This window comes from Martelella sp. UBA3392 (assembly GCF_002358775.1).
In the GTDB taxonomy this organism is placed as follows: Bacteria; Pseudomonadota; Alphaproteobacteria; order Rhizobiales; family Rhizobiaceae; genus Martelella; species Martelella mediterranea.
The window spans coordinates 1-14427 of sequence record NZ_DEPM01000274.1 but is presented as its reverse complement, the minus strand read 5'-3'; the positions used below and the strand labels follow the sequence as shown (position 1 = coordinate 14427).

At 63.6% G+C, this 14427-nt stretch carries 11 protein-coding genes, 1 pseudogene and 1 riboswitch; all 12 genes and pseudogenes read right to left on the bottom strand.

All coding sequences use genetic code 11. The features are described from left to right. Positions 1-202: 202 nt before the first annotated feature. A complete protein-coding gene (locus tag B4E36_RS21065) occupies positions 203-973 on the bottom strand; it encodes a DUF4167 domain-containing protein (RefSeq protein WP_292054436.1) in 771 nt (256 codons plus the stop codon). A 413-nt stretch (positions 974-1386) separates the two neighbouring features. Beyond that, positions 1387-2250, bottom strand: a complete 864-nt coding sequence (prmC, locus tag B4E36_RS21060; RefSeq protein WP_414673801.1) for a peptide chain release factor N(5)-glutamine methyltransferase — start codon at positions 2248-2250, stop codon at positions 1387-1389. Continuing rightward, positions 2246-3328 (bottom strand): peptide chain release factor 1, encoded by a 1083-nt coding sequence (prfA, locus tag B4E36_RS21055; RefSeq protein WP_292054432.1) that lies wholly within the window; start codon positions 3326-3328, stop codon positions 2246-2248. Before prfA ends, prmC begins: the two co-directional genes overlap by 5 nt. 75 nt (positions 3329-3403) lie before the next feature. Then, positions 3404-5671 carry a phosphoenolpyruvate--protein phosphotransferase gene (gene ptsP / locus B4E36_RS21050; protein WP_292054430.1) on the bottom strand — a complete coding sequence of 756 codons (2268 nt, stop codon included), beginning with the start codon at positions 5669-5671 and terminating at the stop codon, positions 3404-3406. A gap of 75 nt (positions 5672-5746) precedes the next feature. Next, entirely contained in the window at positions 5747-6997 is a 1251-nt protein-coding gene (locus B4E36_RS21045) for an aspartate kinase (RefSeq protein ID WP_292054428.1), read from the bottom strand. Between the two features lie 199 nt (positions 6998-7196). After that, positions 7197-7973, bottom strand: a complete 777-nt coding sequence (locus tag B4E36_RS21040) for an ABC transporter ATP-binding protein (protein ID WP_292054475.1) — start codon at positions 7971-7973, stop codon at positions 7197-7199. Next, complete coding sequence (locus B4E36_RS21035; protein WP_292054427.1) at positions 7970-8971, bottom strand: FecCD family ABC transporter permease; 1002 nt, start codon at positions 8969-8971, stop codon at positions 7970-7972. Before B4E36_RS21035 ends, B4E36_RS21040 begins: the two co-directional genes overlap by 4 nt. Then, on the bottom strand, positions 8964-9821 hold the full coding sequence (locus B4E36_RS21030) for an ABC transporter substrate-binding protein (RefSeq protein ID WP_345900785.1): 858 nt from the start codon (positions 9819-9821) through the stop codon (positions 8964-8966). The genes B4E36_RS21035 and B4E36_RS21030 overlap by 8 nt, the downstream gene beginning before the upstream one ends. After that, on the bottom strand, positions 9822-11741 hold the full coding sequence (locus B4E36_RS21025; protein ID WP_292054425.1) for a TonB-dependent receptor domain-containing protein: 1920 nt from the start codon (positions 11739-11741) through the stop codon (positions 9822-9824). A 151-nt stretch (positions 11742-11892) separates the two neighbouring features. Further along, positions 11893-12081, bottom strand: a riboswitch (cobalamin riboswitch). 69 nt (positions 12082-12150) lie between these two features. Beyond that, positions 12151-12756, bottom strand: a complete 606-nt coding sequence (locus tag B4E36_RS21020) for a GNAT family N-acetyltransferase (RefSeq protein WP_345900784.1) — start codon at positions 12754-12756, stop codon at positions 12151-12153. A gap of 1 nt (position 12757) precedes the next feature. Continuing rightward, a complete protein-coding gene (pncB, locus tag B4E36_RS21015; RefSeq protein ID WP_292054422.1) occupies positions 12758-14062 on the bottom strand; it encodes a nicotinate phosphoribosyltransferase in 1305 nt (434 codons plus the stop codon). 158 nt (positions 14063-14220) lie between these two features. After that, positions 14221-14427, bottom strand: a pseudogene (locus tag B4E36_RS21010) (hypothetical protein); the annotation flags it as partial.

Below are 14427 nucleotides of genomic sequence, written 5' to 3'. Positions count from 1 at the left end.
AGGGGGAGATGTCGCGAAAGCGACAGAGAGGGGTAAAGGGCGCAAGCCCTAAAAGCCGTCAACACCGAACTCTCGGAGAGGGTTCACCCCTCTCTGCCCCTCTCGGGGCATCTCTCCCTCAAGGGGAGAGATCAGGAACGGAGAGGCTTCCGATATCGAAAGCCAGAAACCAACGACTGCGCCTCGGCCCGACGACCGCTGCTTATTCCGAAGCAGCGTCAGCCAGCGCCTTGGCGTCGTGGTTGCCGTCATTGTCGCCAGCTTCCGCCTTCGGCGTGCGACGGCGGCGGGCGGGCTTCTTGGGGGCTTCGCCTTCCGGGGCGGCTTCGGCGGCGGGTGCCTTGTCCTCGGTTGCCGGTGCTTCGCCCTCGGCTGCCGTTTCGGCGGCGGCGCGCTTGGTGCGGCGCGGGCGGGCGGCGGTCGAAGCGCGGCGGCGCGGCTTGTCGACCGGCTGGCCGTTGGCATCTTCTGCCATCACTTCGGCGGGCGTGCCCTCAATCACCGGCTGCGGCCCATCGGCATCGACGGCCTGTTCGGGGCGGCGATTGTTGCGACGGTCGTTGCGGTCGTTGCGCTCGCTACGGTCATTGCGGTCGTTACGATCATTGCCGTCATTGCGATCATCGGCGCGGTTGCCGTTGGCCTGGGCGGCGTTGTCGTCATTGTCATCATTGTCGGAGCGGTCGTCGCGCTGGTGGCGATCCTGCATCTGCGCCTGGGCGGCGGCGATGATCCGGTTGTAGTGCTCGGCATGCTGAAGATAGTTTTCAGCCATGACGCGGTCGCCGGCGCTCTGGGCGTCGCGCGCCAGCGTCATGTATTTCTCCGCCACATGCTGGGCGGTGCCGCGGACTTTCACATCGGGACCGGCGCTGTCATAGGTCCGGGTCAGCGGATTGGCGCCCTTGCGGTTGAAATTGTTATTATTGCCGCCGCGCCCGCGTCCGCGTTTATTCTGCTGTCCTGACCTCATGAAAACTTCACCTGAATTTCTGTTTATGGTCGAGCTACGCCCTTTGCCGGGCGGTGTCATGAACACACGGCGGCATAGTCCATCCGGCAGGGCATCTCAGCGCTGCCATTCGTGGAATTTAAGGACCTGAATCACGCAAAAGACGGTAAGTCGCAATGAACCAACATTGGACGGAAAACCTGTAGACTGAGGCCAAGCGACGAATCGCTGTTTCTTTCAGTCGCCGTTTTGCGTGGCTGCAACCTAGCCCGCCTGTGGAGAAATTCCAAGCCCTTTCTTTAGCTGATTTCAAAAAAATCCGGGCGCCTGGGCCGGAAAATCGCAATCTTTCGCGACAGGAACGCCGCGCAGTTTCAAATATTTAGACAGACCCATTGCCGGCGGCCAAAAAGCCGCCGCCTCTGTCTCCGGCCTCAATCGGACCTGATGAATATCAACACGCGATCGTTTCCGCCGAGGTCTTTGGCTGCAACCGAGAGTTTGAAACCGGCCTCAGTAAACACCCTGGTCACCGCCACCTTCTGTTCGGCTCCGATTTCGAGCGCCACGATCCCGCCTTCGGCAAGATGGTCGCCCGCGCCGGCGGCGATCGCCCGATACGCATCCAGGCCGCTTTCGCCGCCATCAAGGGCTGCCAGCGGATCAAAATCGCGAACCTCGGGCTGAAGCGCCGCAATCTCGTCCGAGACGATATAAGGCGGATTTGACACGATCATGTCAAACCGGCCGTCAATTGCCTCGAACCACGAACCCTGTTTAAGGCTGAGCCGGTCGGCTACGCCATTTATCAAGGCATTGCCGCGCGCCGTTTCAAGGGCGCCCTCGGAAATATCCGTCGCCACGCCCTCCGCTTCTGGACACTGGCTGAGCAGCGTGATCGCGATCGCCCCGGTTCCGGTGCCGAGATCCACGAAACGCGCCCGCCCGGTCTCGGCGATGCGGCGTTTCAGGAAGGGCAGGCATTGTTCGACCAGGATTTCGGTATCCGGCCGCGGCTCCAGCGTTTCCGGCGACAGCAGGAAGTCGAGCCCGTAGAACTCGCGCGCGCCGAGAATGCGGTAGACCGGTTCGCGGTTCTTGCGGCGTTCGACCGCTTCGGCGACCGCCTGCATCTCGATGGCATCGATCACGCGCGCACCCTCGGTCACCATCTCGGTCAGCGTCAGGCCGAGCACGCCGCTGACGAGATGATGAGCATCTTCCTGCGGCGCATCGAGACCTGCCGCCGCGAAGGCGTCGACAGTCTGGCGGAAGAGTTCCGAAAGCGTCACCTCAATGCGCCTCGACGCCGAGCATGGCAAGCTGGCCGGCCTGGTAATCGGCCACCAGCGCATCCACGACCTCGTCGAGATCGCCGGCGATCACGGCATCGAGCTTGTAGAGCGTGAGATTGATGCGGTGATCGGTGACGCGACCCTGCGGAAAATTATAGGTGCGGATGCGTTCCGACCGGTCACCCGAACCGACCTGGCTCTTGCGGTCGGCGGAACGGGCATCATCGGCGCGCTGGCGTTCCATGTCATAGAGCTTTGCCCTGAGCACCTGCATCGCCTTCGCCCGGTTCTGGTGCTGGGATTTTTCCGAACTGGTGACGACAATGCCGGTCGGCAGGTGGGTGATGCGCACGGCGGAGTCCGTGGTGTTGACGTGCTGGCCGCCAGCACCTGAGGAGCGCATCGTATCGATGCGGATATCTTCCTGGCGCACCTCGACATCGATATCCTCAGCTTCCGGCAGCACGGCTACGGTCGCCGCCGATGTATGAATGCGCCCGCCGGCCTCGGTTTCCGGCACGCGTTGCACCCGATGAACGCCGGATTCGAATTTCAGCCGGGAGAACACGCCCTTGCCTGAGACCGAGGCGATGATTTCCTTGTAACCGCCCGCATCGCCCTCGCTCGCCGACAGCACCTCGACCTTCCAGCCCTTGGAAGAGGCGTAGCGCTCATACATGCGGAACAGGTCGCCGGCGAACAGCGCCGCCTCGGAACCGCCGGTGCCCGCGCGGATTTCGAGCACGGCGCTCTTTTCATCGGCGGCGTCGCGCGGCAGCAGCAGGATCTGGATTTCGCCCGACAGCGCGTCGATCTTCTCCTCGAGGTCGGGCATCTCCATTTCCGCGAGTTCGCGCATTTCGCGGTCGGTCGCCTTGTCGGCGAGCAGGGTTTCCAGATCGGCAAGCTCGCTTTCGGCGGCCTGATAGTCGCGGATCTTCTTCACCACCGGTTCCAGCTCGGCATATTCGGAGGCGAGCTTCACATAGGTTTCCGCGTCGGGACCGGACGACATCCGGGCCTCGACCTCGGAGAACCGCCGTTCCAATTCGCGCATCTTGTCTTTGGGTAGCCTTGCCACGCCGGGATCACTCCGCTGGTTATGGAGGTTTGTTATGGAGCGCTCGCGCGCCGATCGCTTATGACGGATCGCCGTCTATAGCGGAATATTGTGGTCGTTCGCAAAGCGTTCAAGCAATGCGCGCACCGGGGTGCCGTTGCCGGGATCGTCAAGCGCGGCGTTGATCTCGGCGCTGACCGCGTCGATATCGAGCCCGAGCAGCATCGCCTTCACCGGTCCGATCGCCGTCGGCGACATCGACACGGCGCGGTAGCCGATCGCAAACAGCGCCAGCGCCGAAATCGGCTTGCTGGCATATTCGCCGCACAGCGTCACCGGCACATTGTTGCGCTCGCCCGCGCGCACGATATCGCGCAACATCCGGAGAAACGGCTTGCTGATCGTGTCGTAGCGGTCGGAAACCCGGGCATTGCCGCGATCGATCGCCATGAAGAACTGGTAGAGGTCGTTGGACCCGACCGAGACGAAATCGACCTCGGCCATCAGCTCGTCGATTTCATAAAGCAGCGCCGGCACTTCCAGCATGGCGCCGAGCTCGATCTTCCTCGGCGCCTGATGGCCGAACTTGACGAGATGCTGGATTTCCTTGGCCATCAGCGCCCGCGTCTCGCGCAGCTCGCCGACCTCGGAAACCATCGGCACCATGACGCGCAGGGTCTCGCCCGCCGTCGCCTTCATCAGAGCGCGCATCTGCATGCGCAGGAGATAGGGCCGGTCGAGCGCAAGCCGGATCGCGCGCCAGCCCATGGCCGGGTTTTCCTCCTCCTGGGCGCGGAAGAAGGAGACCATCTTGTCGGAACCGATATCGAGCGTGCGGAAGGTCACCGGGCGGTCGCCGGCATGGTCGAGCACCTGTCGGTAGAAACTCTCCTGCTCGGCGGCCTTCGGCATGCGAGAGGCGATCATGAACTGCAACTCGGTGCGGAACAGGCCGATGCCCTCCGCGCCCGAATCGTCGAGTTGCGGCAGGTCGACCAGCAGGCCGGCATTCATCATCAGCTTGAAACGCACGCCATCTGCGGAAACCGGCTCGACGGCGCGCAGCGCGCGGAACTGTTCCTGCCGGCGGGCGCGCAGGCGGACCTTCTCTTCGTATGCAACGACGAGTGCATCGAGCGGGCGCACATGCACCTCGCCATCATCGCCATCAACGATTATGGCATCGCCGTTTTCGACCTGGGCGGCAACGCCGGTCGCCTGGCCGATCACCGGAATGCCCATGGCACGCGCGACGATGATGACATGGCTGGTGGCGGCCCCGTCCTCAAGCACCAGGCCGCGCAGCTTTTCGCGCGGATAGTCGAGAAGCTCGGCAGCGCCCATGACCCGCGCCACGACGACCGCGTCATCGGGAAAATTCTCGCCGTCGCGGTCGATCTCTCCGCCGGTCAGCTGTCTCAGAAGCCTGTTGGCGAGGTCGTCGAGATCATGCATCCGGTCGCGCATGAACGGGTCGGTAAGCCGGATCATCCGCGCCTTGGTGTCGCTCTGCACCTTCTCGACCGCGCCCTCGGCCGTCAGCCCCAGCGTGATCGCCTCTTCCAGCCGGCGGACCCAGCCGCGGTCATGGGCGAACATGCGGTAGGTTTCCAGCACCTCGCGGTGCTCGCCCTCGGAAGGCACATCGTTGCGCTGCAACAGTTCGTCGATCGAGAAGCGCAGTTTCTCGACGGCCGCGCGCAACCGCGCGATCTCGGCGTCGCTGTCCTCGTTGACAAGATTGCTGATGACGATGCGCGGCTCGTGCAGCACGGCATGACCGAGCGCGATCCCCTCGCCATAGGCATCGCCCGACAACGATACGGAACGGGTGAGATCCAGCTCCATGCCGGGGCGGGTGATCTTCTTGAGGTCGCCGGAGGCGATCAGTTCGGCGAGCAGCATCGCCGCCGTCTGCAGCGCCTCGACCTCCTCCTCGCTATAGGCGTGCTCATCGGTGTTCTGGACGACCAGAACGCCGAGCGTGCGGCCGGCGCGCAGGATCGGCACGCCCATGAAGGAGTGGTAGATTTCCTCGCCGGTCTCCGGCAGGTAACGGAAGGCGGGGTGCGACTGGGCGTCGGAAAGGTTCAGCGGACGGGCCGAGGCCGCGATCGTACCGACGAGCCCCTGCCCCATGCGCAGGCTGGCAAGGTGGACGGCGTCGCGCTTCAGGCCTTGCGTGGCGTAAAGCTCGAGAACGCTGTCGGCGCGCAGCACATAGACCGAGCACACCGCGGCCACCATATTGTCGGCGATCTGGCCGACGATGCGGTCGAGGCGGTCCTGCGGCTCCAATGGCTCCGCCATCAGTTCCCTCAGCCGCTTCAGCAATATGCGCGGGCTCGATGCCTGGTGGTTCATCACAGTCTGTCCCCGGTGGCGGAAGCGTTTTCGCTTCCATGGGCGTCCGGGACTCACCGGACGTCCTTTTAGGGTCTATTTATCGAGACCGTAGCAGGAATGCAAAGTCCTGACTGCAAGCTCGGCATAGGCGCCGTCGATCAGGATCGAGATCTTGATCTCGGACGTCGTGATCGCCTTGATGTTGATGCCCTTCTGCGACAGGGCCTTGAAGGCCGAGGCGGCAACGCCGGAATGGGAGCGCATGCCGATGCCGATCACCGAAATCTTGGCAAGCTCGGTCTCGCTCTGGATCACGTCATAGCCGATTTCGGACTGCTTGGCGGCAAGCGCGGCCTTGGCCTTTTCCACGTCCGATGCCGGCACGGTGAAGGTCATATCGGTATGCGTGCCCTCTTCCGAGATGTTCTGCACGATCATGTCGACATTGACATGGGCATCGGCGAGCGGGCCGAAGATGGCGGCGGCAACGCCGGGGCGGTCTTCGACGCGACGCAGCGAAATCTGAGCCTCGTCCTTGGCATACGCGATGCCGGTTACGACTTCCTGTTCCAAAATCTCATCCTCGTCGCAAATCAGGGTACCGGGCGGATTGTCGAAATCGCCCATGCCGGGGGCGTCCGGCGCATCGAAGCTTGAACGCACGAATGTGCGCACCTTGTGAACCATGGCAAGCTCGACCGAGCGAACCTGCAGAACCTTGGCGCCGAGCGAGGCCATTTCCAGCATTTCCTCGAACGCCACCTTCTTCAGGCGCCTCGCCTTCGGCTCGATGCGCGGATCGGTGGTGTAGACGCCATCGACATCGGTGTAGATGTCGCAGCGATCGGCCTTGACGGCAGCTGCGATGGCGACGGCGGAGGTATCCGAGCCGCCGCGACCGAGCGTCGCGACCCGATTGTCCGGGCCGATGCCCTGGAAACCGGCGCAGACGGCGACCTGGCCCTCGCCCATGCGCTTGATGATGTCCGAACCGTCGATATCGACGATGCGGGCCGCGCCATGGGTGCCATCGGTCTTGATCGGCAACTGCCAGCCCTGCCAGGAGCGGGCGTTGACGCCCATCGACTGCAGCACGATGGCAAGCAGCCCGGAAGTGACCTGTTCACCCGAAGAAACGACGATGTCATATTCGCGGGCGTCGTGCATCGGCGAGGCCTCGCGCGTCCACTCCACCAGTTCGTTGGTCTTGCCGGCCATGGCCGAAACCACCACGGCGACCTCGTGGCCGGCATCGACTTCCCGTTTCACATGACGCGCCACATTGCGAATGCGCTCGATATTGGCGACAGACGTGCCGCCGAATTTCATGACGATGCGGGCCATTGAAGACTTTCCAACTCAAAATTCCAAAGCGTACCGATCCGGACGCCTCATCCATGCCGCGTTCCGCCGGCAGGCCGCGTGCCTCGCTTGGGACAGCCAGATGCGACGCAAGCCGGGAAAACTGCGGTGTCTTAGCGAAATCGCCGCCTTCGCGCAATGGCGCTTTCGGCAGGAACGGGACGCCGCACCCGCCGCAACGCTATTTCGGTGAAAGACGGGTCGGCATGATCACCGGACCGCCATCGGCTTTTCCGAAATAGGCTTCGATCCCATAAACCCGGCGCAGGTTTTCCGGCGTCAGCACCGCGGCGGGCGGTCCATCCGCCACCACGCCGCCGCCATCCATCATGATCAGCCGGGTGCACCAGCGCGCGGCAAGGCCGAGATCGTGCAGCGACACGAGCACCGAACGCCCCTCGCGCAACAGCGAGACGAACACCTCCATCAGGCCGATCTGGTGGGCGGGATCAAGCCCGGCGACCGGCTCGTCGGCGATCAGCAGCGGGGTCATCTGCGCCAGCGCCCGGGCGATCAGCACGCGGGCGCGCTCGCCGCCGGAAAGCGTGTCGGCGGTGCGCTCGGCAAAGCCCTCGACGCCCATGCGCGCCATCGCCTCGGCAATGATCTGGCCACGGGCGTAATCGCCGAAGCAACTGCCCTGGCGCCACGGCTGGCGGCCAAGCGCCACCACCTCGCGCACCTTCACCGGCCAGGCGATCTCGTGGTCCTGCGGCAGGAAGGCGACCCGGCGGGCGCGTTCGTTGGCGCTCAGCTTTTCCAGCGGGCTATCCCGCAGGAACACGGCCCCGGATGCCGCCGTCACGCCGATCAGCGCCTTCAGAAGCGTCGTCTTGCCCGCGCCGTTGGGGCCGATCAGGCCGACCAGCTCGCCGCGCCCGACCCTGAGATCGACGCCATCCACGATGGCGCGGCCGCCTCTTTCAACGGTGAGGTTTTCGGCGCGCAGCAGCATCAGACCAGTTCCCGCCGCGTCTTGTAGATCAGCCAGAGGAAGAACGGCGCGCCGATCAGCGCCGTCACCACGCCGATCTTCAGGTCACGCTCCGGTGCCACCAGCCTGACCGCGACATCGGCCGCCAAGAGCACCGCCGCTCCGCCGAGCGCGCTTGCCGGCAGCAGCCTGGACGGCACCGAACCGACGAGCGGCCGCAGGATATGCGGCACCACCAGGCCGACGAAACCGATCGCGCCGGAAACGGCGGTCGCCGCGCCGACGCTTGCCGCCACGCCCCAGATCACCATCCGCTCCGTGCGCTTCGGCGACATGCCGAGACTGGCAGCGGCCTCATGCCCGAGCGTCAGCATGTCGAGCGCGCGGCCGCAGCCGAACAGAAGCACCCAGCCGGCCAGCATGAACGGCGCCGACAGCCACACCTGCAGCATGGAGCGGTCGGCGAGCGAACCCAGCATCCAGAACATGATCTCCATCGCCGCGAAGGGATTGGGCGAAAGGTTGAGCGCAAGCGAGGTCATGGCCCCGGCAAAGCTGGTCACCGCGACGCCTGCGAGAATGATCGTCAGGCTGCGCGCCCCGCCCCCGGCCAGAAACCGCACCAGCAGCACCGAGGCGAAGGCGAAGGCCAGCGCCAGAAGCGGCAGCGCCATCGAAAACAGCGCCGAAAGGCCGGTATAGATCGCGATCACCGCCCCGAGCGAGGCCGACGCCGAGACGCCGAGAAGGCCGGGCTCGGCCAGCGGATTGCGCAGATAGCCCTGCAACACCGCGCCGGAAAGCCCGAGCGTGGCCCCAATCATCAACCCGAGAATGGCGCGCGGCAACCGGATTTCCTGCATGATCAGAACGATGGACGCCGCATCGCGCCCAAACAGGCCGGCGACGCTCTGGCGAAACCCGATGCCTGCCGGCCCGACGACGAGGGAGGCGGTAAACAGCACCAGCACAAGAATGCCGAGGACGACCATCAGCCGAAAATAGCGCCGGCGCTCATTCATCCGCTCCGCCTCCGCCAAGTTTTTCGGCCAGCAAGGCAAGCCCCGCCACGTTGAAAGGTCCGCCGCATATGGTGTAGCGGCTCGGCAGGCTAACGTAATCGCTCCGCTCGGCGGCGGCCAAAAACGCGGGATGCCTGAACCCGGCCTCGGCGAGCGCCGGGGCCTCATAACCCGCGTCGCCGCCGACGATCACATCCGGCGCTGCCATGATCAGCCGTTCCAGCGGCAGCCGGCCGAGCGTATCGATCCCGACTTCCGACGCGATATTGACGAGACCGAGCCGGGCGATCATGTCGCCGGCAAGCGTGTCGTTGCCAGAGGTATAGCCATTGGCGTAATAGAGTGCGGCCGTGCGCTTGCCGGGCGGCGTTTCGGCGAGAGCGGCGAGGCCTTCATCCATCGCGGCGATCACGTCCGCCGCGGCCTGCTTCCTGTCGAGCAGCACGCCAAGACGTTCCAGATTGTGCCGCACATCATCGAGCGAGGCCTCGGGCGGAAACTCCGCCACCGCGATCCCGAGCCGCTTCAGAAGATCGACCGTCTCCCGCGTCGAATAGCTGCCGGCGAGCACCAGATCCGGCTTCATCAGGAAAACCTGCTCCGCCAGCCCGTCATTCAGCCGGTAGCCGGCGGCCTCTGCCGCCATCGCCGAGATGGCGGGATCGGCGGCAAGCCTGGACACCGATATCAATTGCCCTTCTCCGGCAACGAGCATCGCCATCTGGTCGGTGCACAGATTGATCGAGACCACGCGTTGCGGCGCGGCGGCGGCGGTGAAGGGAAGAAGTAGAAGAAACCCGGCGCACGCTGCGCTGAAAACATTGCGTTTGGCGTGCGCCGGGTGCGGCATTTAGAAGGTCCTTCGGTAAGAAAGCGTCACGGTTGTGCCGGGCGCATTATATCCGGGAATTGTCTGGTAATCCTCGTCGAAGAGATTTTCGACCGCGAATTTGACGTTTGACAAGTCATCCACGGCATAATTGGCGGAAATATCGACCACGGTATAGTCGCCGAGCTGCGGATTGAAGTTCGACTCATTGGTCCAGCGGCTGCCGACATATTCGATACCGGCGTTCAAATTGAGACGCTCGGTCGCCTGCCAGCTTGCCGCGGCCGTCAGCTTCAGCCGGTTCTGGTTGGCGATATACTCGTCATCGGTCTCGTTCTTGGGCAGGCGGTATTCCAGGCCGAAATCAAGGCCGAGCCGGTCGTCGAGCAGCATCTGCGAATAGGTCGCGCGCACGCCGCTGACCTTGGCCTTCTCGATATTCTCCATGGTGCCGATATAGGTGATCGGGTCGGAGACGAAGACGATCATGTCGTCGATATAGTTCTCGTAATAGACGACGTCGACCACGCTGCCCGCGCCGGAATCCCAGTTCAGCCCCGCCTCCCAGTTCTTCGAGGTTTCCGGGTCGAGATAGGGGTTGCCGACATAGGAGCCGTCGAACGCCCAGTAGAGATCGTTGAAGGTCGGCGCGTTGAAACCCGTGGAGAACGAGGCGCGCGCCGTCAGCCCTTCGACCAGTTCGTAGCCGAGCCCGACATTATAGGTCAGCGCCCCGCCGAACTGTTCGTCGGCATCGTAGCGCAGGCCGGCATTCACCGTGAGGGCATCCAGTTCGAGGCCGTACTGGCCGTAGAAGGCGCCGACATTGCGTCCGGTCTCGGTGTAGTCGACGGAAGAATCGACCGTTTCGCGATAGGCGTCGAAGCCGAGCGTGAAGATGTTGAGCGCATCGCCCGCCAAGACTTCCTTCGTGGTCGAACCGGAAATCCCAAAGCGATTGGTGTCGTAATGGGTATCGGCTTCCGGATGATCGTCGCGGAAATTCTTCTGATAGTCGAAGGCGGAATAGAGTTCGAACACCGACGACCAGTCGTCGGCATGGTCGAATTCCGCGCCGAGCTTGAAGGCGGCATTCGTCTGGATCGACTGATTGGCCCCGTAGACCATGTCGCCGGTCATCCAGTCGGCATAGGGCGCGCTGTCGAAATGCGGGTTGGAGCGGGCATAGAAGCCCTGCGAATAGACCCGGCCCCAGGCGAAATCCTTGCCGATCGAATAGTTGAAGCTGCCTTGCAGGAAGCCGTCGCGACCCGGCTCATGAACCATATTTGACGGCGTGGTGAAATCATAGCCTTCCGTGCCGATGACCGAGAGGCCGACATTGAAATCGACCCCAGACCCGGTGACACCACGGGTCGCGAGCGTGCCGAAGCCGCCCCATGGCCAGGTCACGCCGGTTTCAACGCTGGAGCAGATCGAAGCGCCATTTTCGCAGAAATTGCCATCCTTGGTGATGATGTTGACGACGCCGCCGATCGCGTCCGCGCCCCACTGGGCCGAATGCGCGCCCTCGACGATCTCGACGCGGGCGATGCTGGCAAGCGGAATATTGGCGATGGCGGTGGAGCCGCCGGTGGCGGAGGCGACCCGCATACCGTCGACCAGCACCAGCGTCTGGCCGGTATTGGTGCCGCGCAGGGTGATGCCGGCGTTGGCACCCATGCCGCCATTGGTGGTGACGTTGACGCCCGGATAGCTTCTCAGCAGCGAGGGAAGATCGACGGCGGCGGAGCGCTCGATATCCTCCTCGGTGACCACCGTGACCGTCGAGGTCGACTGCACGATCGTGGACGGGCGGCGCAAGGGCGTCGTCACATAGATGGGTTCCAGAACCGTCGTGGCGCCGGCATCCTGCGCCAGCCCCTCTCCGGCCGAAGCAAGCACGGCGACGGCCATGCCGGCCGCAATGAATTCTCTCATGTCAAATCCCCATTCGGGCCGGCCGCGGCCGGCAAAAAAGCACCGTGGGGAATGGGAAAGCGGTTTGGCCCGACCATCCATCCACGGCAACATCGTTTTCGAATGTCACCGCGACGGACGACCGCGCCTGAACAAGAACCCCGTGTTCAAGCAAGGGTGACCGGATCGGGCAGGTCTCCTGGCTTCCGCGTCATCGCCTGAATTTCCGTCTTCCCGGACATGTGCCCAGTGACGTGGTGGAAATGGCTCAACGGTTACAGTTGCGGGGGCAGCCGCGGTTTTGAACCGCGTTCCCTTTTCATCCGTTCTCGCGAACGGAACCTGATCCGGGATCTTCTTAGCGGGGCCGGTTTTCAGGTGTCAATGTAATTGGGCTTGTTTGAACAGAGCTTCACGGGCCGGGTGGCAATCAGGCCACAGCCCGGCCGAGATAGACCGTGCGGCCAGCCTCCTCCAGAACCGCGAAACCGCAGGCCTGCCAGAACGCGGCGCCGCCCGCCTCGGTCCATCCTGCCCCGACATGAACGTGACTGGCCCCAAGTTCGGTGAGATGTCGCAGCGCCGCGCCGAGAAGCTGACGCCCGAGCCCATGGCCTCGGGCGCGCGCAAGCAGGTTCATATGCAGATGCGCCGGATAGGCCTCGACCACTGCCGGCGGCGGCGCTTCCGGATGATGAAACAGATGGGCGCGCCATTCATCGGGCGACCATTGCGCGCGGCTTTCCGCATCCGGCTCCGGATAGCGCTTCCTGAGCGCCGGCCACCAGTCCGTCTCCAGCGTCCGCGCGAAGGCCTCGGTATCGGCTGTGCCCACGACATAGCCGCAGACCCCCGCCTCATCCTCGGCGACGAAGCAGAAGCCGCCATCGACCATCAGATAGGGCGCGGCATAGATATGGCCGATCATATGCGGATCGTCATAAAGCGGACTTGCATCCTGGCCGGTATCACCGGTCAGAAGCGCGATCGCGTAAAGCGCCTCCAGATCCTCTGCCTTGCCTTCGCGTATAAGCATGTCAGACCATCACCGGCTGATCGACCATATCCTCGGAACCGAAGAATTTCAGATAGCGCTCGACCTCGGCCGGATCGCCGGTCGCCTTCTGCGGATTGTCGGAGAGCTTCACTGCCGGGCGGCCATTGGCGTCGGAGACCTTGCAGACGATCGAGATCGGCTTCAGCCCGCCGACGCGGTGCGGCGCGCAGCCGATGAAATCATTGGTGAGATTGGTGCCCCAGCCGAAGCTCATGCGCACCCTGCCCTCGAAATGCTTGTAGGTTTCGATGATGGCATCGACGTCCAGCCCGTCAGAGAAGATCAATATCTTCTCGCGCGGATCGCGGCCCATCTTCTTCCACCAGGCGATGATCTTCTCGCCGCCCTCGATCGGCGGCGCGCTGTCGGGGCGGAAGCCGGTCCAATCGGCAACCCATTCCGGCGCGTTTCGCAGGAAGGCCGTTGTGCCATAGGCATCCGGCAGCGCGATCAGCAAATTGCCGCCATAGAGCTTGTTCCAGTCCTGCATCACCTTGTAGGGGGCCGCCGCAAGCGCCTCGTCCGTCTCGGCAAGGGCGGCGGCGACCATCGGCAGTTCGTGGGCGTTGGTGCCAACGGCTTCCAGATCGGTATCCATGGCGAGCAGCACATTGGAGGTGCCGGTAAAGGCCGGACCGATGCCTTCCTTCAGCGCCTCAACGCACCAGCGTTGCCACAGGAAGGAGTGCCGCCGGCGGGTACCGAAATCGGATATTCTCAGCCCGTCCAGCGCCGCCAGCCGCTCGACCTTCGACCACATCTTGGCCTTGGCGCGGGCATAGGTCACGTCCAGCGTGAACAGGCCGATACCCTTCAGCGCCGCGCGCGAGCGCAACTCGTTGATGATGCACAGCGCCGGTATCTCCCACATCGTGGTTTCCATCCAGCGGCCGTGGAAGGTCAGTTGATACTGGCCGTCATGACGCGTCAGCTCATATTCCGGCAGGCGGAAATTGGCGAGCCATGTCAGGAATTCCGGCTCGAATATCTGCGAGCGGCCGTAAAAGCTGTTGCCTGCGAGCCAGATCATTTCCTTCTTGGTGAGTTTGATCTCGCGCGCATGATCGAGCTGAGCGCGCAGTTCCCCCTCGTCGATCTCATCGGCAAGGCGGACCGAGGCAGTGCGGTTGATCAGGGAAAAGGTGGCGTTGACGTCCGGATAGAGCTTCCAGATCATCTGCAGCATCAAGAGCTTGTAGAAATCCGTGTCCAGAAGGCTGCGGATGATCGGGTCGAGCTTCCAGCTGTGATCATAGACCCGTGTGGCAATATCGGTCTTGGCCATCGCCTCCCGCTCCCTTCAGGCGTCATTCGCGTGAAGGGCGGTCATGCGCCCCTCCGGGCCCATGATTTAGCCGCTCTGTTATCGGAAATCCAGACCGCGGCGGCGCTTTTGCTCAAACCGAGTTTAACAGAACGGATTCCATTTAAGCCTGAAGGGCTCTAGTCGGCGGCAGGCGCCACCTGTTCGGCATCCTCGGTCACGGTCTCGACATCCGGGCTTGCGCCCTTCGGGGCGAACAGTTCCATCACTGCCCAGACCACGAGAGCCAGCACGAGACCGCCGCCCAGAACGTAGATCAGGCCACGGCCCCTCTCGGACTGCCGCGCCTCGTTCGGCGACAATTCGGACTTGCCGGTATCGGGTTC

Excerpts from the sequence above, each read along its gene's own strand:
- B4E36_RS21025 (WP_292054425.1), bottom strand. The coding sequence starts at position 11,741 with ATGAGAGAATTCATTGCGGCCGGCATGGCCGTCGCCGTGCTTGCTTCG.
- pncB (WP_292054422.1), bottom strand. The coding sequence starts at position 14,062 with ATGGCCAAGACCGATATTGCCACACGGGTCTATGATCACAGCTGGAAG.
- B4E36_RS21045 (WP_292054428.1), bottom strand. The coding sequence starts at position 6,997 with ATGGCCCGCATCGTCATGAAATTCGGCGGCACGTCTGTCGCCAATATC.
- B4E36_RS21030 (WP_345900785.1), bottom strand. The coding sequence starts at position 9,821 with ATGCCGCACCCGGCGCACGCCAAACGCAATGTTTTCAGCGCAGCGTGC.
- B4E36_RS21020 (WP_345900784.1), bottom strand. The coding sequence starts at position 12,756 with ATGCTTATACGCGAAGGCAAGGCAGAGGATCTGGAGGCGCTTTACGCG.
- B4E36_RS21065 (WP_292054436.1), bottom strand. The coding sequence starts at position 973 with ATGAGGTCAGGACAGCAGAATAAACGCGGACGCGGGCGCGGCGGCAAT.
- ptsP (WP_292054430.1), bottom strand. The coding sequence starts at position 5,671 with ATGAACCACCAGGCATCGAGCCCGCGCATATTGCTGAAGCGGCTGAGG.
- B4E36_RS21035 (WP_292054427.1), bottom strand. The coding sequence starts at position 8,971 with ATGAATGAGCGCCGGCGCTATTTTCGGCTGATGGTCGTCCTCGGCATT.